General features: G+C 70.4%; 16 protein-coding genes. 11 read left to right on the forward strand and 5 right to left on the reverse strand.

From position 1 onward, the window contains the following. Nucleotides 1–511: 511 nt before the first annotated feature. The 3 genes from KRR26_RS05630 to KRR26_RS05640 all read left to right on the forward strand — a co-directional run bounded on the left by KRR26_RS05630 (nt 512) and on the right by KRR26_RS05640 (nt 3380). Nucleotides 512–1354 (forward strand): glycosyltransferase family 2 protein, encoded by an 843-nt coding sequence (locus KRR26_RS05630; RefSeq protein ID WP_120201542.1) that lies wholly within the window; start codon nt 512–514, stop codon nt 1352–1354. A gap of 16 nt (nt 1355–1370) precedes the next feature. Continuing rightward, the gene (locus KRR26_RS05635; protein WP_217079281.1) at nt 1371–2822 is read left to right on the forward strand and encodes a type III PLP-dependent enzyme domain-containing protein; all 1452 of its coding nucleotides are present in this window, start codon (nt 1371–1373) and stop codon (nt 2820–2822) included. Between the two features lie 78 nt (nt 2823–2900). Further along, complete coding sequence (locus KRR26_RS05640; RefSeq protein ID WP_217079282.1) at nt 2901–3380, forward strand: hypothetical protein; 480 nt, start codon at nt 2901–2903, stop codon at nt 3378–3380. Nucleotides 3381–3389: 9 nt separating this feature from the next. Here KRR26_RS05640 and KRR26_RS05645 read toward each other — a convergent pair whose 3' ends face one another. Beyond that, nucleotides 3390–4877 (reverse strand): carboxylate--amine ligase, encoded by a 1488-nt coding sequence (locus KRR26_RS05645; RefSeq protein WP_233576542.1) that lies wholly within the window; start codon nt 4875–4877, stop codon nt 3390–3392. Between the two features lie 122 nt (nt 4878–4999). After that, nucleotides 5000–5812 (reverse strand): methylase, encoded by an 813-nt coding sequence (locus KRR26_RS05650; protein ID WP_120202302.1) that lies wholly within the window; start codon nt 5810–5812, stop codon nt 5000–5002. Between the two features lie 387 nt (nt 5813–6199). On the opposite strand from KRR26_RS05650, the gene KRR26_RS05655 reads away from it, so the two are divergent. From KRR26_RS05655 to thrS, 4 genes are all read left to right on the forward strand, one after another. Beyond that, a complete protein-coding gene (locus tag KRR26_RS05655) occupies nt 6200–7216 on the forward strand; it encodes a hypothetical protein (protein ID WP_217079283.1) in 1017 nt (338 codons plus the stop codon). Between the two features lie 152 nt (nt 7217–7368). Then, nucleotides 7369–9216 (forward strand): OPT/YSL family transporter, encoded by a 1848-nt coding sequence (locus KRR26_RS05660; RefSeq protein ID WP_120201550.1) that lies wholly within the window; start codon nt 7369–7371, stop codon nt 9214–9216. A gap of 58 nt (nt 9217–9274) precedes the next feature. Then, nucleotides 9275–9397, forward strand: a complete 123-nt coding sequence (locus KRR26_RS37350) for a hypothetical protein (protein ID WP_268905767.1) — start codon at nt 9275–9277, stop codon at nt 9395–9397. A gap of 108 nt (nt 9398–9505) precedes the next feature. Then, a complete protein-coding gene (thrS, locus tag KRR26_RS05665; RefSeq protein ID WP_120201552.1) occupies nt 9506–10708 on the forward strand; it encodes a threonine--tRNA ligase in 1203 nt (400 codons plus the stop codon). An 87-nt stretch (nt 10709–10795) separates the two neighbouring features. On the opposite strand, the gene KRR26_RS05670 is transcribed toward thrS, so the two are convergent. Further along, entirely contained in the window at nt 10796–11212 is a 417-nt protein-coding gene (locus KRR26_RS05670) for a CBS domain-containing protein (RefSeq protein WP_120201554.1), read from the reverse strand. A gap of 212 nt (nt 11213–11424) precedes the next feature. Between KRR26_RS05670 and msrB the strand changes: the two genes are divergently transcribed. Next, on the forward strand, nt 11425–11847 hold the full coding sequence (gene msrB / locus KRR26_RS05675; RefSeq protein WP_120201556.1) for a peptide-methionine (R)-S-oxide reductase MsrB: 423 nt from the start codon (nt 11425–11427) through the stop codon (nt 11845–11847). A 55-nt stretch (nt 11848–11902) separates the two neighbouring features. Here msrB and purL read toward each other — a convergent pair whose 3' ends face one another. Beyond that, nucleotides 11903–15802 (reverse strand): phosphoribosylformylglycinamidine synthase, encoded by a 3900-nt coding sequence (purL, locus tag KRR26_RS05680; protein WP_217079284.1) that lies wholly within the window; start codon nt 15800–15802, stop codon nt 11903–11905. Between the two features lie 196 nt (nt 15803–15998). Between purL and KRR26_RS05685 the strand changes: the two genes are divergently transcribed. Continuing rightward, nucleotides 15999–17870, forward strand: a complete 1872-nt coding sequence (locus tag KRR26_RS05685; protein WP_120201560.1) for a M4 family metallopeptidase — start codon at nt 15999–16001, stop codon at nt 17868–17870. Nucleotides 17871–17930: 60 nt separating this feature from the next. Here KRR26_RS05685 and KRR26_RS05690 read toward each other — a convergent pair whose 3' ends face one another. Further along, nucleotides 17931–19121 carry an SDR family oxidoreductase gene (locus KRR26_RS05690; RefSeq protein WP_120201562.1) on the reverse strand — a complete coding sequence of 397 codons (1191 nt, stop codon included), beginning with the start codon at nt 19119–19121 and terminating at the stop codon, nt 17931–17933. Nucleotides 19122–19305: 184 nt separating this feature from the next. Between KRR26_RS05690 and KRR26_RS05695 the strand changes: the two genes are divergently transcribed. Together KRR26_RS05695 and KRR26_RS05700 are read left to right on the forward strand one after the other, a co-directional pair. After that, on the forward strand, nt 19306–19866 hold the full coding sequence (locus KRR26_RS05695; RefSeq protein ID WP_120201564.1) for a DUF2378 family protein: 561 nt from the start codon (nt 19306–19308) through the stop codon (nt 19864–19866). 30 nt (nt 19867–19896) lie between these two features. After that, nucleotides 19897–20991: a hypothetical protein gene (locus KRR26_RS05700; protein WP_120201566.1), complete on the forward strand. Its 1095-nt coding sequence runs from the start codon at nt 19897–19899 to the stop codon at nt 20989–20991. The last annotated feature ends 1 nt before the right edge of the window (nt 20992 follow it).

Raw genomic sequence — 20992 nt, forward strand, 5'->3', positions numbered from 1 at the left:
CGCTCCCTTGGCTTCAACTGGCACAAAGCCTGCACAGATTCACGGCAACACGCCGCACTGGCGAGGGAACGAACATGGCCCGTGACAGCATGCAGTCCTGGCAGGCACCCTCCGGCCCCAGCCGTCTCTGGGAACCCCGCGAAAACACTCGGGCGCGTGAGACCTTCCGCGCGTCCCGGCGCCCGCGCCCGGCCAATGATGCGGCCCTCGACGCGCGCTCGCTCTTCGCTGTCGCGGCGCGAATCGAGGTCGATATCAACCCGGCTGAGGCGTTTGACCCACTTGAGTTCGGGGTCGCGAGCTTCTGAGACATGAGGCGGTGCGTGGTGGCGCGACGGCCGCGCGTGTCATCGACACGCGCTGGCCCGCGCCAGTGACTCACCTGCCGCGGCGACCCTCGCGTGCGAGCGAACGGAGTGCGCCAGCGGCGTCGCGGTCCCGGTGAAAGCCACACATGACGCGGAGGGCCACCCGCCTTTCGGTCGTGGGGCCCGGCCGCTATAAGGCTGACATGTCCCAGATTGATGTCTCGGTGGTGATGCCCACGCACCGCCGCGAGAAGGAAGTGGTCGAGGCCATCCGGTCAGCGCTGCGCCAGGAGGGCGTGCGCGTCGAGGTCATCGTTCTGGACGACACCGCCGAGGGCACGGCGCGCGAGGCCGTGGAAGCCCTGGGCGATGCGCGCGTGCGCTACCTCAAGCAAGAGGTCCCCTCGCGCGGCAAGCCGGCCCTGGTGCGCAACCACGGGGCCACGCTGGCGCAGGGCCGCTACCTGCACTTCCTCGATGACGACGACATGCTGGCGGACGGCGCGCTGCACGCGATGGTGGGCGCGCTGGATGCGCGGCCGGACGCGGGCGTGGCGGTGGGGTGGGTGGTGCCCTTCAGCGAGGACGCCGACTGGCTCCAGGACAAGCGCACCTATTTCGAGTGGGCCGCGAAGGTCGGGGCCAGCACGCCCAACAGCGCGTGGACGGTGGCGCACATCCTGTTCCGCGGGACGCTGATGGTGAACTCGGCGTGCATGGTGCGCCGCGAGCACTTCGCGAAGCTGGGCGGGTTCGATCCGAACATCCCCGTCTACGAGGACGTGGACTTCTACCTGCGCGGCATCCGTCACCACGGCCACGTGTACGTGAACCGCCCCATCCTGCACTACCGCGTGGGCAAGCCCTCGCTCATGCACAACCTGGGCAAGGACGGCACGCTGGTGATGGAGTCCAACGCCATCATCCACTCCAAGTACCGGCGCGCCCACGGCGAGCTGGAGTACCGCGCGTTGCAGCTCGTCCTGCGCGCCCTGCCCTTCGACGTGGCCCGCCGCCTGCCGCTGCGGCTGCCGCGCGCCTCGTGAGAAAGAGGACGTCCGCGTGAGCCTGCGCCATCGACTCGTCGGGGCCGCCCGTCAGCGGCTGAAGGAAACGCTTCGTCCCGTGGTGCGCCGGGCCCTCGCGCCCTCGCGCTCGTCGCTGCCCGCCTCGCTGTGGGGGCTGGAGTTCGTCCCCGGTCGGGGCCTGTGCCTGGAAGGGGTGTCGCTCGCGGAGCTGACCCAGCGCTGGGGCTCCCCGCTGCACGTGGTGCATCTGGCCGCGCTGCGCCGCAACGTGGAGCGCTTCCTCGCGGTGCCGCCGGGTCGCGCCGGGGGCTGCGAGGTCTATTACTCATACAAGACCAACCCCGTGCCCGGCGTGCTGTCCTTCATGCACGAGCGCGGCGTGGGCGCCGAGGTCATCTCCGCCTACGAGATGTGGCTCGCGCTCCAGTTGGGCGTGCCACCCGAGCGCATCGTCTACAACGGCCCGGTCAAATCGGACGCCTCCATCCGCGAGGCCATCGAGCGAGGCATTGGCCTGCTCGCCGCCAACCACGCGGAGGAGCTGGACGTCTTCGCGCGCCACGCCGCCGAGCTGAAGCGGCGTCCTCGCGTGGCGGTGCGCGTCTCCACGGGCCACGGTTGGACGGCGCAGTTCGGCACGCCCATCGCGGGCGGCGCGGCGCTGGCGGCGTTCCGCAAGGCGCGCGAGCTGGGCACGCTGGACGTGGTGGGCCTGCACGCGCACCGGGGCGCCACGATTCGCACCGAGGCCGAGCTGGAGGGCTTCGTCGCCGCGGTGCTCGACTTCACGGACACGCTGCACCGCGAGCTGGGGTTGAACCTGGAGGTGCTCGACCTGGGTGGCAGCCTGTGCACGCCCACGGTGGAGCACGTGGAGCCGCGCGCCTGGCGCTTGAACCAGACGTTCCAGCGCGACCTGCCCGCGCCGGATGCGGCCGCCGCGCTCTCCATCGAGCGCTATGTGGCGCGCGTGGTGGAGCAGGTGGAGTCGCACTTCGAGCGCCGAGGCCGCGCCCGTCCGCGCATCTTCCTGGAGCCGGGCCGCGCGATGACGGGCGACACCCAGTTGCTGCTGGGCCGCGTGCACACGCTCAAGGCCGGCCCGGAGCGCACCTGGGCGGTGATGGACATGGGCATCAACCATGCCGAGTGCGTGCGCAACGAGTACCACCAGCTGCTCCACGTGGACCGCCCCGAGGCGCAGCTGGCGGCGCGGCCGTACACGGTGGTGGGTCCCATCTGCACCCCGGGCGACACGCTCTACAACGCCGTGCGCCTGCCCGAGCTGCGTGGGGGGGACACGCTGGCCATCATGGACGCGGGCGCGTACTGCGTGCCCTTCGCCACGTCCTTCTCCTTCCCGCAGCCGGCCATCATCGCGCTGGACAACGGCGAGGAGCGACTGCTGCGCCGCGCGGAGACCTTCGAGGACCAGGTCGCCTTCGACGCGACGCAGCCGCCCACCGCGTTTCGCGCCGCATCCTGAAGCCGAGTCGGCGCTTTTCGCGCCCACTCCTGACGCTTAGTTCGAAGCGACATGCGATGCGGTGGCAATCGATGGTGGATGGAGCCGGAGAAGCTGACCGTCCAACGTGAGCAGGGCCCCCGGGAGCTCGCCGAGGGCCTGGGCCTGCTCGTGCTCGGCGTGGCGCTGCTCGTGGTCGTGTATGGCTTCGGGTGGCGAGAGCTCCTGGGGCTGGAGTTCTGGCTCCTCGTGCTGCTCGGGCCCCTGGGAGGCGTGCACCGGGTGCTGTCTCGGCGGCGCCTGGTGTTGGACCGGGGGTCGCGGCGGGTGACGCGCGACGTGGGCCTGGGCGTGCCCTTCGTGCGCCACGCGTTCTCGCTGCACCGCTACGAGCAGGTGGAGCTGCGCGCGCGAGGAAGCGGACGTGCGGGCGGGCTGTTCGCGCTCAAGCCCTACTCCGTCCACCTGCACGGCCCCGGAGGAAGCCTCGCGCTCGCGGGCAGCCGCGACCGCGACGAGGCCCTGCTGCTGGCCCGAGCCGTGTCGCAGCACCTGGACCTGACGCTGCGACAGGACTGAGCCCAGGGCTCAGCGGTTGAGCACCATCATCCGCAGGAAGGCGCGCGGGTGGCGCGCGGAGCCGTAGACAATCTGCGCCAGCTCCACGGCGGCGGGCATGAGGTCATCCGGGTCGATGAGCGGATCCACCGCCTGGGCGCGGTGGTCCTCGAACCAGCGCCGCCACTGCCGGGCCTCGTCCGCCGGCAGCGCGCCGGACAAGCGCTGGAGACTCAACAGCATCTCCAATGCAATGCGGTTGCAGAACACCTCACCGCTCGCGTCCTGCCCCGTCGCGCGGGCCGCCTCGACCGCGCGGCGCAAGGACACGCGGTCCCCCAGCGCCGAGTGGTAGGCGAGCATCGGCAGCGGCAGGCCGCGGGCGATGTCGAAGCCCATCTGCCCGTAGTAGCGCGGGTTGAAGTCGATGAGCAGGAAGTCATCCTTCGTCTGGATGAACTCCACCTCGAAGACGCCGTGATAGCCCACGCGCTTGCACAACCGCGCGAGCCCCTCGGCCAGCTCGGGCTTCACCTCGGCGGACTCGAAGCACACGCCCACGCCCAGCCGGCGCGGGCGCTGGAGCACCTTCATGGCGCCGCGCAGCTCGAACAGGTCGCCGGATTCATCCACGAAGCCCGACAGGCTGTAGATGCCCTCGGCGGCCTCGGGGTGGAACTCCTGCACCATGGGCCGCACCACGGCAGAATCGAAGTTCACCAGCATGGGCGCGTAGGTGTCGCGCGCGAACTCCTGGTACTCGCGCTCCAGCGCCTCGGGCGTGGCGACGGGCTGGCCCTTGCGGTGCGTGGCGTGGAGGATCTGCGTGGTGGGCTTGAGGAGCACCGGGAAGCGCGCGTGGCGGCGCACGTGCTCCAGGTCCGCGGTGGACTCGGGGAACCAGGTGCGCGGCAGGTGGAGGCCCACCGCGGTCCCCTCTTCGTAGAGGCGCCGCTTGTTGAGCAGGCCGTACACCGCATCCACGCCCGGGTCGTAGAGGTGGAAGAGCCCCTCCAACTTCTCGCGATGCGCGGAGATGAGCCAGGCCAGCTCGTCACTCGTGGGATAGAGCACGTGCTTGACGGGCTCGCGGCGGCCGAAGTCGATGAGCCACGCGAGGAAGGCCTCGGGGTCTGACTCACGCGGGCACTGGACGCGCCGGCCCACGAAGCGAGACCAGCTCGCGGGGCCCAGGCGGCCGGGATCCGCCACCGTCACGTCCACGCCGTGGCGCCCGAAGCAGCGCGCCGCCGCGAGCGTGCCGTAGAAGCCGGCGGAGAACAGCAGCACGGGAGGCTTCCCGTGAATGCGCGCCACCGCCACGGATTCGGTCGTCGCCTCGTCGTCGCGCGAGAGTTCGAGCGAGGCCGCGTCTCGCTCCTCGCGGCGCGGGCGCAGCGGCGACCTGCGGTGGGGGCGATGGTGACGAACCGCACCGGGATCTACGACCGGGGCGCTCGCAACCGCGGTGCTCGCCATCAGGCTGGCGGTGAGAAGCGTCAGCAGGTGCCGTTTCATGGAGGCCGTCGTGAGGGGAAGTCTTCGAAGGATAGCGTTTCGCCCTTCCCTCTAGGAATGGCCGCCGGTCGGAAAAAGCCAGTCACATGCGACGCCTGCCCCGCGGGGTGGGATGTCTCGAATCATGAGACGCCCGCGGGGGGCGCCCACCGCAGGTAACCACGCGCAAGCAGCCAGGGGTCCGTCGTGACGCCTGGGATGCGTGAGGACAGCCCTACGACGGATTCGCGAAACGCATCGGGAGGCGCGGTGTGGCCCTCGGCGCGGGCCTGGGTCCAGGCGGCCTCCCAGGCACTGAAGAAGGCGTGCAGGGGCTCGCCAGGACGGACGCGGCGGCGCAGGTCACGGGGCAGCCAGTCACGGAACAACCACGGCGCGAAACCGCGCGAGAAGTCGGTGTGGAACAGGAGGGCCTCGCGCGTGAGGTCCGCGCGGCCGTCGCCGCGCCGCAAGAGATGTGCGACGAGCACCGCGCCGGGGGTGTCACTGCTGCCCTCCACGACGAGCCCCGAGGGGAGCAGGGCCTGGGCGAGCCGCTGATGCGCCTCGGGGACGCGCTCGGGGGCGCCCTGGCGCAGCAGGTTCATGGCGCGGACCAGACGGGTGGGCTCATCCGGTGCCAGCGGCAGCGCGAAGCCACCCTGACGAAAGTGGGTCCGCGTGTCCGAGTGCGCGGAAGCAGCGGCCTGGGCACGCGCCTCGTCCAGCTCCACGCCAATGACAAGAAGGTCCGGGTTCAGGGCACGGAACGCGGCGGCGCTCTCCAACGTCGTCCAGGGGTGCTCGCCGAAGCCCACATCCACGAAGGCCGCTCGGGCCCACGGGCCCTCGTGACGTGTGAGCAGCGTGGACTCGGCATGACACAAGTAGTCGTCGAGCGCGCGAAGCCGCCCCGGCGTGGTCCGACCGCGAGTGGGTGTGTCGAGGCCCGTCATGACTCCCGGGTCATCGGCGAGCCACGTGCGAGCGTCAAGTCGCGACGACACGAAACGCCCCATGCCCTGCCGCGCTCACGAGGCGCACGGAATGACGAACGCCCCGCGGCTGCGGCGCGGCGCCGCCCCCAGCCATGCGATGAGTCAGCCCTTCGTGGCTGGCGGGCCATGACGTACAGGTCGCAACGAGGCAGCGCGCTGGCGGGCAGCGCCCTCACACGCAGGCACCCGGCGCGCCCACGGCGAGCGTCCGGCCAGGACGTTCTCCCGCGCGAGCGCAGGTCTGCCGGGTCACGCACGCCAACGGAGCATGGAGCGCCGCGCAGGCGACTTGGAGTCACGGGCCCGCGAGGCACCCAAGCCACGCCTCGCGCTAGGCTGCCGCGCGTGACTCCCGCGCCAGCCCTCCCCTGTCCACGTTGTGGCGCCGCCCGAGCGCAGAGCCCCGAGTGCCCACGCTGCGGCGTCATCTACGCGAAGGCGGACGCGCGTGCGCGCCAGGAGGCCAGCGCGCGCGAGGCCGAGGACCAGCGGCGCGCCCTGCGAGAAGTGCGGGAAGCCCTACCGCCGCCGCCCACGTTCACGCCGCTGCTCGCGGAGCTGCGTCCTCCCGAAAACACCGAAGCGCCGGGCCCCGACGATGCGGAGGTCGCCCTGGCTCGCCTGGAGTGGCACCAGCGATTCTGGGTCCTCCCCGTGACGATGGGCCTCGCCTACGTCGTGATGGGCACGGGCTTTCGCGGCCTCGCGCGCATCTTCCTGTCCATGCACGTGCATGAGTTCGGGCATGCGGTGACGGCCTGGTTCTGCGGCTTCAGCGCGATGCCCTCGCTGTGGGTCACCTACACGGCGGAGTCACGCTCGCCGGTGTTGAGCCTGATGTTCGCGGGGATGTTCGGGGCCCTCGGCTGGCGCGGCTGGAAGACAGGCCGCAAGTCGTGGATGGCCTGGGCGGCGGCGCTGCTCTTGATTCAAGCCGTCGCGACCCTCGGAACAACCCCACAGCAGGCGCGCGCGCTCATCACCTTCGGAGGGGACGCGGGCTGTCTGGTGTTGGGCGCCCTGCTGATGTCTCTGTTCTATGCACGCCGCGGCACCGCGCTGCATGAGCGCGGCCTGCGCTGGGGCCTCCTCGTGATGGGAGCGATTGCGTTCATGGACAGCCTCCACACGTGGTGGGGCGCACGCAAGGACGTGGACCGAATCCCCTTCGGAGACATCGAGGGCGTCGGCCTGAGCGACCCGAGCAAGCTCGTGGATCAACACGGATGGAGCGTGGGCACCCTCATCGACCGTCACGTCGGCGTGGCGACCGCGTGCCTCGTGCTCCTGGGAGCGCTGTATCTCTATCGGCTCTACGAGATCCGGACCGCGGCCCCGAGGCTGCGTGACTTCCGCACCTGACACCCCGATTGGGACAGGGCGCGGCGTGAGCCCCCTCCACGCATGCCGCGCCGCGCGACGACGGGAGGCCCTCCTCGCCGTGGGGACGGGCAAGTTCACCTCACCAGTCAGGTTGTGAGCGCGGGTGAAAGGCCGCTACCCTTCGCGCCCGAATGGCACAACCCGCCCAGCCCCTCCCCTCGAATTCCGCCGAGTCCCCGTCCGCAGCGACAGGCTCCGAAGCCCCTCGCTTCAGCTTCCTGCCCGCGGTGGGCACCTGGAAGTACCACCTGCTCTTGAGCGCGGTGGCCATCTTCATCCTCGGCCCGTTGGGCGGCGTGGCCGCCTCGTACATGAACTTCAGCCTGGGCTTCTTCGTGGGCGGGCAGGTGTTGGCCGGCATCCTCGGCAGCGCCGTCACCTACGGCTACGGCGCGGAGGGCAAGCACGGCGCCAACTACATGCAGACGATGGCGGCCTCGGTGGCCTCGCTGTGCGCCATGTCCGTGCTCGTGCAGGCCATGGTGTGGCTGGGCATGCCCATGCCGCCCGCGTGGCAGCTCATGCTCTTCGTCGGATGCGTGGGCATGTTCGGCGTGGGCGTGGGCATGCTCTACACGCCGCTGCTCGTGGACCGGCTCCAGCTCGACTATCCGTCCGGCTACGCGGTCGCCAACATCCTGCGCGCGCTGACGGACAAGCGCCTGCTCAAGGCCTCCATCGCCAAGCTGGGCGGCGGCGCCGGAATGGGCGCGCTCGTGGCCGGCCTGACGGAGAAGGTGGTCTCGCTGGGCAGCCTGGGCCTGAGCGCCTCCACCGTGGGCGCTGGCATGGTGGTGGGCAGCGTCGTCGCCGTCCCGGTCGCCATCATGGGCGTGGCGGGCTACGCCTTGACGCCCTACCTGCGTGAGATTGGGTGGCTCGGTCCCCAGGACCCCTTCCGCAAGATTGGCTTCCTCATCGGTCTGGCGATGATCTGCGGCGCGGCCCTCGTGGACCTCTCGCTCCTCGCGGTGCAGGCCGTGGCGCGCATCCGCGGCGCCGCGCCGGTGGCCGAGGGCGACGAGCCCGCGTGGAAGAAGGTGAACGTCCCGCGCCTGCTCGCGTGGGTGCTGTTCTGGGGCGTGGCGGTGGTGGCGGTGGCCACGCAGGTGCTGCACCAGCCGGTGGGCTTCATCGTGTTCGGCCTCGTGCTGGCGCTGCTCTTCGTGCTGATCAACGGCATCGCCTACGGCATCAGCGACAACAACCCCATCTCCAGCGCCTTCGTCATGTCGGTGCTGCTCATGTCCATGCTCGGCCTGAAGGATCCGCTGGTGGGCCTGATGTCCTCCACCATCCTGCTCATCTCCACGGCCGTGGGGTGTGACATGCAGCAGGACCGCTCCACGGGCTGGCGCCTGGGCACCAACCGCGTCGTGCAGTTCCGCTATCAGGTGCTCGGCATCACCATGGGCGCCATCCTGTGCGTGGGTCTGGCGCGCGTGTTCATGGGGGCCTACCCCGTGCTCGCCGTCAACCAGCTCGACAACCCGGGCGTGAAGACGGGCCAGTGGGGCTCGGCGATGACGTACAAGCTGGTGGGCGCCATCCGCGACCTGGGTTCGCTGTCCGACCACAAGATCAAGGCCCTGCTCTTCGGTCTGGCGTTGGGCTTTGGCCTCGAGGTGGCGCGCAAGCTGGTGCGCCGCCACGCGGGCATCCAGCGCTTCCTCAACGAGCACTCCGCCGGCCCCGCGGTGAGATGGACGCTGGACTCGGTGGTGCTGGCCAGCCCGTATGCCTCGTCGTTCGGCGCCTTCGTCGCGCTGCCCGTCTCCATCTGGTTCGCCGCGGGCGGCACGCTCGCCTCGCTCTGGAACGCCGCGACCCAGCGCTTCGCCTCTCCGCCGAAGCCCGGCGAGCAGGCGTTGCCCGAGGACATGAGCACCACCTCTCTGGTTGGCGGCGGACTCATCGCGGGCGAGTCCCTGTACTTCCTCTTCGTGGGGCTCTACGGCCTGCTCGCGCTGATGACGTAAGCAGCGGTCGTGCGGCGTGAGGTGTTCGTCACCCACCTCACACGCTTGGCGGGTCGCCTTGACTTTCGACCATGCCCAGAACATCTATGTCCTCATGAGCTGCGTCAGCACCACGACCGCGACGACGAGCACTACGACCGCTTCGGCGGGTGTGGTGAGCGTGCGCGTGTCGATGGACTGACGAGCGCACGGTTCCTGCCCCGCCGATTCCGGCCGGGGCGACCGTGCGAAGACTCAGCGCCCCGTGTCCGGACCGGCAATTCCCCTTCCGACACGGAGACACGCAGTCATGCTCGACGAACACGATCACCGCGCGATTGGCCAGCGCCTGGACCTCTTCCACCTGCAGGAGGAGGCGCCCGGCATGGTGTTCTGGCACCCGCGCGGCTTCAGGCTGTACCAACTGCTGGAGGACCAGGTCCGCCAGCGCATGCGGCGCGAGGGCTACCAGGAAGTCCGCACGCCGCAGATCCTGTCCCAGGAGCTGTGGGAGCGCAGCGGCCACTGGGACAACTTCCGCCAGAACATGTTCGTGCTGGGGGATGGTGAGCGGCAGCTCGCCGTGAAGCCCGTGAGCTGCCCCGGCCACATCGAGCTCGTGCAGCGCATGTCCCCCAGCTACCGGGACCTGCCCCTGCGGCTGGGCGAGTTCGGGCTCGTGCATCGCAGCGAGCCGAGCGGCGCGTTGCATGGCCTGTTCCGCCTGCGGCAGTTCACGCAGGACGATGGCCACATCTTCTGCGCGGAGGAGCAGGTGGAGCGAGAGGTCATCGCGTTCGTGCGCGCGCTGCATGCGTTCTACGCGGGCTTCGGCTTCGAGCACGTGGAGGTGGCCTTCTCGGGGCGCCCGCCGTCCCGGGCCGGCAGTGATGCAGTGTGGGATCAGGCCGAGGCCTGGCTCCAGTCCGCCGCGCGCGCCGCGGGGTTGGAGTGCCGGATGCAGCCAGGAGAGGGCGCGTTCTATGGCCCCAAGCTCGAGTTCATCCTGAAGGACCGGCTGGGCCGGGATTGGCAGTGCGGGACGATCCAACTGGACCTCGTGCTGCCCGAGCGCTTCGACCTGCGCTACACGGACGCGTCGGGCGCGAAGCGCCACCCGGTGATGCTTCACCGCGCGCTGTTCGGCAGCCTGGAGCGCTTCATCGCCATCTTGCTGGAGCACCACGCGGGGGCCCTCCCCGCCTGGCTCTCGCCAGAGCAGGTGGTGGTGGCCTCCGTAGGAGACAAGGCCCTGCACTACGCGGAGAAGCTCTCGGAGCGGCTGCGCGAGGCGGGGTGTCGCGCCAGCGCGGACGTGCGCGGGGAGTCCCTGTCGCGGAAGATCCTCGACGCGCACCAGTCCGGCCTGCCCTACATCGCGGTGGTAGGCGCGCGAGAGGCGGAGGCAAACAGCGTGCGCCTGCGCCTGCGCGACGGCTCGCAGCAAGACCTGTCGTGGGATGACGCCGTGGCCCGACTGGCCGCGGAGTGCCAGCCGCGCCGAGCGTCCTGAGCCCCCGGTGCCTCCGGGGTGGACCCGCGCCACGCCGCCCTTCCACTCCGGAGGTGCCCCGATGCCGCGCCCGTGGGGCGGCGCACGTCACAGCGGAGAGCGCTGCGCCTCTTCCCGCGCCTCGACCATGCGCTCGCCCGGCACGGTGGCCAGGTCATCCAGGCTGATGAGGCCCAGCGGGTGGCGCTCCGAGTCCACCACGATGAGGCGGCGGACCATCCAGTCCTCCATGAGGCGCTCGGCCTCGCTCAACGGGTCATCCGGACCGCAGGTGATGACAGCGGACGTCATGGCGTCGCGCACGCGCGTGACGTTCGGGTCCTTGCCCATCGCGGTGGAGCGCACGGTGATGTCCCGGTCCGTCAGCATGCCCACCAACTGGCCCCCCTCCATGACGGGCAGCGCGCCGATGCTGTGGATGCGCATCCGCTCGGCGGCCTGGCGCAGGGGCTCGTCCGGTCCGATGGTCTCCAGGCTCTTGGTCATCAGGTCACGAATGCGCATGGCGAAGCTCCCTCGCGTCCACGGGTGGATGGGCCTTCGCCCCAAACGCTGGAGCCTCGGCTCGCGGCGCGCCGCGCACCCTCGCCGGCCCGCGCCCACGTCACCCGCGCAGGTGGGCGCAAGCGCGCTCGCCCGGCGCCCGCCGCGACCGAATAGAGTGACACGCATCCAACCTGCCACGGGCAGGAGACCCGACGAGGAGAACACGACCCATGGTGGACAAGCTCATCCTCACCGACGCCGAGTGGCGCAAGCGCCTCACCCCCGAGGAGTACGACGTGCTCCGCCGACACGGCACCGAGTATCCCGGCACGGGCTGCTTCCTCGGCACGAAGGACCCCGGCACCTACGTGTGCGCCGGCTGCGGCAACCCGCTGTTCAAGGCGGGGACGAAGTTCGAGTCCGGCACGGGCTGGCCGTCGTTCACCCAGACGCTGAGCCCGGACTCCGTCACCGAGATTCGCGACGTGTCCCACGGCATGGTGCGCACCGAGGTCCGCTGCGCCCGCTGTGACGGGCACCTGGGCCACGTCTTCCCAGACGGCCCGCCGCCCACGGGGCTGCGCTACTGCATGAACTCGGTGGCCATGAAGCACGTGGCCGAGGGCAAGCCCTTGGAGTTGGTGAAGGCCTAGCCGCGGGCCTCGGACGACCGTCGCGGGTTGCCGCGACGGTCGTGATGCGAAGTGCTCAGCCCAGCCACGCCCGCGCGTTGCGGAACATCCGCATCCACGGGCCTTCCTCGCCCCAGCCGCGCGGATGCCACGAGTGCTGCGCGGTGCGGTGCACGCGCTCCGGATGCGGCATGGTGATGCTGAAGCGCCCGTCCCGCGTGGTGAGTCCGGCGATGCCGTGCGGCGAGCCGTTGGGGTTCGCCGGGTAGGTGCTCGCCAGTCGGCCGTGGTTGTCCACGTACCGCGTGGTGACGAACCCCAGGCCGTTGACCCGCGAGGCCTCCGCGTCGCTGGAGAACTCCGCGCGCCCCTCGCCGTGAGACACCACGATGAGCATGCGGCTGCCCTCCATGCCTCGGTAGAAGAGCGAGGGCGTCGGGGCAATCTCCACCGTGCCCAGGCGCGCCTCGAACTGCTCGGACGCGTTGCGCACGAAGCGCGGCCAGTGGTCCGCGCCCGGGATGAGGTCGCGCAGCTGCGCCATCATCTGGCAGCCGTTGCACGCGCCCAGACCGAAGCTGTCCGGCCGCGCGAAGAACGCGGCGAACTCATCGCGCGCGCGCGGGTTGAACAGGATGGACTTCGCCCAGCCGCCGCCCGCCCCCAGCACGTCGCCGTAGCTGAAGCCGCCGCAGGCCAGCACGCCCGAGAAGTCCTTCAGAGAGATGCGCCCGGTGAGCAGGTCGCTCATGTGGACGTCCACCGCGAGGAAGCCCGCGCGAGTGAAGGCCGCCGCCATCTCCTGCTGGCTGTTGACGCCCTGCTCGCGCAGCACCGCCACGCGCGGCCGAGCCCCCTTCGCGATGAAGGGCGTCGCCACGTTCTCGCTCGGGTCGAACGTGAGGACCGGAGACAGGCCCGGGTCGCTCGCGTCGCACTTCGCCGCGTACTCCTGCTCGGCGCAGACGGGGTTGTCGCGCAGCTTCTGCATCTCGTAGCTGACGCGCGACCACGTGCGCCGCAGCGCCAGGATGTCCTCGGAGAACACCCTGCGCTCGCCCTGCCGCACCCGAACCTGGAGCCCCGCCGTGGGGCGGCCCAGCTCGTGGCAGTGCGCGCCAAGGCCGTGCTGGCCCAGCACCTCACGCACACGCGCCACGTCGGCGGCGCGCACCTGCACCACCGCGCCCAGCTCCTCGTTGAACAGGGCCGCCACCGCGTCCGAGCCCAGCGTTGCCACGTCCACGTCCACGCCGCAGTGGCCCGCGAAGGCCATCTCGCACAGCGTGGCCCAGAGGCCGCCGTCGGAGCGGTCGTGATAGGCCAGCAGCCGGCCCTCGGTGTTGAGGTCCTGCACCGCCTCGAAGAAGCCCTTGAGGCGCGCCGGGTCGTCCACGTCCGGACCCTGGGGGCCCACCTGTCCGTAGCACTGCGCCAGGACCGAGCCGCCCAGGCGCTGCTGTCCGCCCGCCACGTCGATGAAGAGCAGGCGCGTGTCCGTGTCCACGTCCACGAGCTGCGGCGTGAGCGACTGGCGCACGTCCAGCACCGGCGCGAACGCGGAGATGATGAGCGATACCGGCGACGTCACCGACTTGCGCGCGCCCTTCTCCTCCCACTGCGTGCGCATGGACATCGAGTCCTTGCCCACGGGGATGGCCAGGCCCAGCGCCGGGCACAGCTCCATGCCCACCGCGTGCACGGCCGCGTAGAGGCCCGCGTCCTCGCCCGGGCTGCCCGCGGCGGCCATCCAGTTGGCGGACAGCTTCACGTCCGACAGCGCCTCGATGCGAGCGGCGGCGATGTTGGTGAGCGCCTCACCCACCGCCATGCGCGCCGAGGCCGCCGCGTCCACGAGCGCCAGCGGCGTGCGCTCGCCCATCGACATCGCCTCGCCGGTGGTGGACACCACGGTGGACAGCGTCACCGCGCAGTCGGCCACGGGCACCTGCCACGGGCCCACCATCTGGTCGCGCGAGACGAGGCCCGACACCGTGCGGTCACCGATGGTGATGAGGAAGCCCTTGTCCGCCACCGTCGGGTGCGCCAGCACGCGGCCCGCCATGTCCGCGAACGAGGCCTCCAGCTTCAGCGGCGGGTGCGTCAGGGGACGCGACACCGCGTCGCGGTGCATGCGCGGCGCCTTGCCGAACAGCACGTCCATGGGCAGGTCGATGGGCGCGTCGCCCAGCTGCTGATCCCCCAGCTTGAGCACCTGCTCGGCGGTGGCCTCGCCCAGGACCGCGAACGGCGCGCGCTCGCGCTCACACAGCGCCCGGAAGCGGGGCAGGTCCGCCGGCGCCACACCGAGCACATAGCGCTCCTGCGCCTCGTTGCACCAGATCTCCACCGGAGACATGCCCGGCTCGGCGTTGGGGACCGCGCGCAGCTCCAGGCGGCCGCCCAGGGCGTTGTCGTGCGCCAGCTCCGGCACCGCGTTGGAGAGACCGCCCGCGCCCACGTCGTGGATGGAGCGCAGCGGGTTCTCTTCACCGAGCGCCCAGCACCGGTCGATGACCTCCTGACACCGGCGCTGCATCTCCGCGTTGTCGCGCTGCACCGAGGCGAAGTCGAGGTCCGCCGCGCTCGCGCCCTGCGCCATGGACGAGGCCGCGCCGCCGCCCAGGCCAATGAGCATCGCGGGTCCGCCCAGCACGATGAGCAGGTCACCCGGCTGGAGCGTCCCCTTCTTCACGTGCTCCGCGCGGATGTTGCCCAGGCCCCCCGCGAGCATGATGGGCTTGTGGTAGCCGCGCACCTCCACGCCCTCCGGCGTGGACACCTGCTGCTCGAAGCTGCGGAAGTAGCCCGCGAGGTTGGGACGGCCAAACTCGTTGTTGAACGCCGCGCCGCCAATGGGCCCCTCCAGCATGATGTCCAGCGCGGACACGATGCGCTCGGGCTTGCCATAGGGCAGCTCCCACGGCTGCGGGAGTCCCGGGATGCGCAGGTGGCTGACGGAGAAGCCGGTGAGGCCCGCCTTGGGCTTCGCGCCGCGCCCCGTGGCGCCCTCGTCGCGAATCTCGCCGCCCGCGCCGGTGGCTGCACCGGGATAGGGCGAGATGGCCGTCGGGTGGTTGTGCGTCTCCACCTTCATCATGATGTGAGCCGGCTCGCGCTTCGAGCGCCACTCGCCGCTCTGCCCGTCCGGGAAGAAGCGCTCCGCCTCGAAGCCCTCGATGACGGCCGCGTTGTCCTTGTACGCGGACAGCACGCCGCCCGGGTGGGCCGCGTGCGTGTTCTTGATGGCCTGGAAGAGCGAGCGCTCCTTCGCCTTCCCGTCGATGGTCCACGACGCGTTGAAGATCTTGTGGCGGCAGTGCTCGCTGTTCGCCTGTGCGAACATCATCAGCTCGACGTCCGTGGGGTTGCGCTTCAGCTCGCCGAAGCGCGCCACCAGGTACTCCATCTCATCGTCCGCCAGCGCCAGGCCCAGCTCGCGGTTGGCGGCCACGAGCGCGGCGCGACCGCCCCCGAGCACATCCACTCGCGTGAGCGGCCGAGGCGCATGCGTGGAGAAGAGGATGGCCGCGTCCTCCATGCGCCGCACCACCGCCTGCGTCATGCGGTCATGCAGCACCGAGGTCAGCGCCTCCAGCGCCGCCTCCTCCAGCGCGCGCCCATGCGGGCCCGCGACGTAGAAGGCCGTGCCGCGCTCCATGCGCCGCACCTTCGCGCCCAACCCGCAGTTGTGCGCGATGTCCGTGCCCTTGGACGACCAGGGAGACACCGTGCCGGGACGGGGAATCACCAGCAGCAGGCTGCCCGAGCGCTCGCCCGGGACGCTGCGCGGGCCGTACTCGAGCAACCGATGAAGCGACGTCTGCTCGGTCTCGGAGAGAGGGGCCGAGGTGTCGGCGAAGTGAACGAACTCCGCGTAGACGGCAGCCACCGCGGGAACGCGCTCACGGCAGTGGGAAAGGAGTTTGGCGAGCCGGAAATCAGAGAGGGCGGGAGCCCCACGCAGGGTGAGCATGTGGAACCTGGGGATGGGGAAAGGCTCTGGTAACAGCCGACGCGTCCTTATCACCGCGCGCCCGCCCCCAAAGCGCGGAGATTGAGCCCGCTCGATTGCCTGACAAGCCGGGTGGGAGAAGCACGCCTCATGGGCGCCACACGCCAGTCATGGTTTACTGCGTGATCGCCGTATTCACGATTATTGGGGGAAGACCATGAAGCGCAGCACCCGGTGGCTCGCCGCATCCTTGTCGTGCTCCCTTCTGGCGTGTGGCGCTGAAGCACCCGCCGACGCGAAGGGCTCCCGAGACGTGGGGGTGGCGCTCGCCGCGCTCCCCGGTGTCGAGGTGGTGGGCACACACCAGGACGGTGTGCCGTTCATGTTACGAGGCCTGATGGGTGACGCGGGGCGACCACTGCCCGGTGCGACCGCGTGGCAGGCGCACGGACTGCTGAGCCCGACCCTGGCACGGGTCGCTCCCGTGTTCCGCCTGGATCCGAAAGATCTGCTCGTTCAGCGGGTCAACCAGGACGAAGAGGGGCGCACCCACGTGCGCTATGCGCAGACGAAGCATGGCCTGCCGGTGGTGAACCAGGAGCTGATCGTCCACCTGGACGCCCAAGGCCGCGTGTACGCGGTGAATGGTGATGCGCGCGATGACGGCGAGGACGTCTCGGCGGAGCCTCGGCTGGACGCGGCCACGGCGCGCGACGCGGCGCTGAAGAACACGGTCGGCGAGGCCAGGGTGGAGGGTGAGCCGCGGCTCGTCTACGTGCGGCCCGCCGAGGACGGCCCGCTGACGTTGGCCTATGAGGTGGAGGTGCGCGGCGACGGCGACGAGATGCCCGTGCAGGACCGCGTCTACGTGAGCGCGAAGGACGGCGCGGAGGTGCAGCGCATCTCGGGCATCCACGGCATCAAGGACCGGAGCGTGTGCTCGGTGAGCGGCGTGACGAAGGGGACGTGTCGCACGGACTCGCCCGTGGTGCCGCCCATCGGCGACCCCATCATCGACAAGGCCTTCGACAACCTGGGCCTCTTCTATGACTGCTTCTATTTCAACTACGGCCGCGACTCGGTCAACGGGGTGGGCGGGAAGCTGCGCCTCAACGTCCACGGGACGACGACCGGGTGCTCCGCCTACTACGACGTCAACAACATCATGACGTGCTCCGATGGCGACGGCGTCACCTGCGGGCCCATGTGCTCGGACCCCGACACGGTGGTGCACGAGTTCACCCACGGCATCACCAGTGGCCTGACCTACAGCGGCGAGAGCCTGTCGCTGAGCGAGTCGTACTCGGACATCTACGCCGCGGTGTGTGAGAGCTGGGCCACGGGGCTCTGGTCGCTCACGCCGGACGTCTGGAAGATCGACGAGGACGTGTGGACGCCGGCCATCGCGGGGGATGCCCTGCGGTACATGGATGACCCCACGCTGGATGGGGTGTCGAAGGACTACTACCCAGACATCTTCGGGAGCGGCACGCCCAACTACAACGCGGGCTCGGGCGTGCCCAACCTCGCGTTCAAGCTGCTCGCCACGGGAGGCACGCACCCGCACGGCAAGACGACGGTGAGCGTGGCCGCCATCGGCGCGCAGGCCGCGGGCCGCATCTTCTACCGCGCGCTGACGAACTACTTCACGGCCACCACCAACATGCTGAGCGCCAAGGCCGCTACCCATCAGGCGGCGGTGGACCTGGGCTACAGCACCGCCATCCAGGACTCGGTGACGCACGCGTGGGAAGCCGTGGGCGTGCCGGCGCCCATCACCTGCGCGAAGCTGGCCAATGGCATCACCGTTACCAACATCTCCGGCGCCGCGGGCACGCAGAAGTACTACTGCCTGGATGTCCCCGCGGGGAAGCCCGCCTCGTTCGCCATGGGTGGCGGCACGGGCGACCCGGACCTCTACGTGCGCTTCGGCACCGCGCCCACGTCGACGGCCTACGACTGCCGGCCCTACACCAACACGAGCACCGAGTCGTGCACCATCGCGGCGCACGCCACCGCGGGGACGTACTGGGTGATGATCAGCGGCTTCAGCGCGTACTCGGGCGTGTCGCTGACGGGCTCGTACTGACGGGAGCCTCGCGGCGGAGGGCGCGCGCTCGCCTCCGCCGCGGAGCCCGTGCCACGTGGCCTACCCGCCCTGGCCAGACGCGGAGGGCTGAGGCTTCGCGTCGCCGCCCTTCGTGGCCTGAGCCCAGAGTCCGAGCAGCTCCTTCTCGCGCTCGGGGGTCAGGCCCGCGCGGAACTTGTCGCGGCGCTCCTGCGGCTGCGCGTTGAACCACGCCAGCGTGTCTCGGAGGGTGTCCGCCACGGGGCGGAACTTCAGGCCCGCCTTCACGGCCTTGTCGCACTTGCGCAGGTGCGCGCCCGCCGTGGCCCCCGAGGGCGTCATCCAGATGGGCAGGCTGCCGTCGCCCTTCTCGCCGTTCTTCTCCAGGAAATCCGCCGGCACCCAGGTGACCTTCGTGTCCTTGCCCGTCACGGCGCGACACGTGTCGATCATCCCGCCCATCGTCCACGCCATCCCCGGGCCCACGGCGTTGAAGGTGCCGGAGGTGTCGGTCTCGATGAGGTGCACCAGCCACTCGGCCAGGTCGCGCACATCGATGACCTGGAGCGGATCCGACGGCGCGCCGGGCGCGAGCATCTCGCCCCCCCGCGCGAAGCGCACCGGCCAGTAGGTGAAGCGATCCGTCCGGTCCTCCGGGCCCACGATGTAGCCCGGCCGGACGAGCGTGGCCCGAGCCGCGAACGCCTTCTCCACCGCCTCTTCGCACGCGCGCTTGAGGCCGCCGTAGAACTCGAACTCCTTGCCCATCGTCTCCACGGTGGGGTCGGCGAGCGTCGCGGTGGGCGCGCGCTCGTCCTCGCCGGGCGTCTTGTCGTTCGCGTACGCCGAGGTGCTGGAGATGAAGATGTACCGCTTCACGTTCGGGGAGAGCAGCTCCGCGGAGGCGCGCACCAATCGCGGGTAGTACCCCGAGGTGTCCACCACCGCGTCCCAGCTGCGGCCCGCGAGCGCCTTGAGCCCCTCGTCCTTGTTCGGATCGCGATCCCCGTGCAGCTTCTCCACGTTGGGGAACAGCTCGGGCCGCGTCTTGCCGCGGTTGAACAGGGTCAGCGTGTGACCGCGCGCCTGCGCCGCCGTGACGATGGCCGGGCCCAGGAAGCCCGTCCCGCCGAGGATGAGGATTCGCTTGCCAGGGCGCTTCTTCGTCGGGTTCGTCGGGCTCGGGCCGGCCAGGGCGAGCCCGGGGCCCAGGGCCAGCAAGGAAGACCCTGCCAGCGAATACTGCAGGAACCGCCTGCGAGACGTCGTCATGTTCGTGAAGCTCCGCGGGAACGGGGCACTCGGGGGGAGTCCTCTTCCAATCCCTGGCGCGCCATCCTATTCCCAGTCCCAGCGGGCAATGGACAACCCTTGCCAGCGCGAAGGGCTGGCCTCTTCGCGTGGGCTCTGCGATGAATGCGCACGGGTCGTCCGGTACCCCTGGGGGCACGACGGAATGGGCAGCGACGAGCGCGTCATCTTCGGCAACACCGTGGACAGCCTGTATCGCAAGACGCTCGCCCGCGACCTGTCGCCGGACCTGCGCAGGCGGCTGCGCGAGTACGGCATGGACGTGGAGGCGCCGCTGCTCGCGGCCTATCCCCACCCCGTCTGGGTGAAGTGTCTGGACGAGGTCTCCCAGGCGCTCTACCCCGGCGTGCCCACGGACGTCGCGCGGCGCCAACTGGCGCGGCGATGGATCGAGGGGTACGCCCAGACGCTCGTGGGCGCGGCGGTGCTCACGCTCGCGCGCGTGGTGGGTCCCATGCGCTCGCTGGAGCGGATGACGCACAACTTCCGCAGCGGCAACAACTTCACGGAGACGCGCCTGACCGTGCTGGGCGCGTCCTCCGCGGACCTCTGGTTCAACGAACCCGAGGCCACCGAGGGCTTCGTGGAGGGCGTGCTGGAGGAAGGGCTCGTGCGCATCGGGGTGAAGGGCCTGACCCTGGCCCGCACGCGCCACGGTCCCGATGCGTGCACGTATCACCTGCAATGGACCCACCCGTCGTCCTGACGGTCCCGAAGCTCACGAGACACCCCTCCCATGCCTCGAATCCTCGACAGCCTCCCCGCCCTCTATCAGAACCTGTTCCCGGCCTTCTTCCAGGGGCAGGTGCCCATCGAGGAGAAGGCCACGTGCTCCAACTGCGCCATGAGCAAGCAGGGCGCGACGGGCACGGTGGGCGCGGTGGATGGCGTGGACCGCCTGTTCCGGCCGGATACGAAGTGCTGCACGTACTACCCGCGACTGCCCAACTACCTGGTGGGCGCGCTGCTGGCGGATGACTCGCCCGCCATGGCCGAGGGACGCCGGCGCATCGAGGAGAAGATCGACAGCCGCATTGGCGTGACGCCGCAGTGGGTGAAGCCGCCGGCCAAGTTCAACTACCTCTACAAGAACGGCAACCAGTTCTTCGGCCGCGCGCGCTCGCTGCGCTGCCCGTACTACGCCGAGGACAGCGGCGGCTGCACCATCTGGGCTTATCGCGAAGCGGTCTGCTCCACGTACTTCTGCAAGTACGTGGCGGGCGCGGACGGGCGTCGCTTCTGGATGTCATTGAAGACATACCTGTCGCTGACGGAGATCCAGCTCGCGCGCTACGCGCTGCTCCAGCTGATGCCGGAGTACATCGAGACGGGCAAGGACAAGTCGGAGAACGCCACCCTGCCCTTGTCCGTGGAGGACCTGGATGACGCCGCGCCGCCCGAGCGCGCGTACGCGGAGCTGTGGCGCGCGCACGCAGGCCGGGAGCGGGACTTCTATCGGGCCTGCTACGACGTGGTGCGCGCGCTGCCGCCGGAAGGGCTGACGCAGATGCTGGGGCTGGACGGCACCATCGAGCTGCGCGTGCTGGAGAAGCTGCACGGCGCGGCCAACGCGCCCCGCTTGCCGCGCGTGCTGCGCTTCAGCCCCGAGGCCACCGTGAAGTGGCTGCCCGATGGCAGCGTGGCGCTGGGCGCGTACAGCGAGTTCGACGCGGTGGCGCTGCCGGGTGAGGCCTACGCGCTGCTCGTGGAGTTCACCGGGACCGAGCCCGTGGAAGCCGTGCGGCACCGGCTGCGCACGCAGAAGCAGGCGGACCTGCTGGAGGACGTGCTGCTGGAGCTGTACCGCCACCGCATCCTCGTGGAGCCATAGC

Source organism: Citreicoccus inhibens (assembly GCF_019039035.1).
Classification (GTDB): Bacteria; Myxococcota; Myxococcia; order Myxococcales; family Myxococcaceae; genus Citreicoccus; species Citreicoccus inhibens.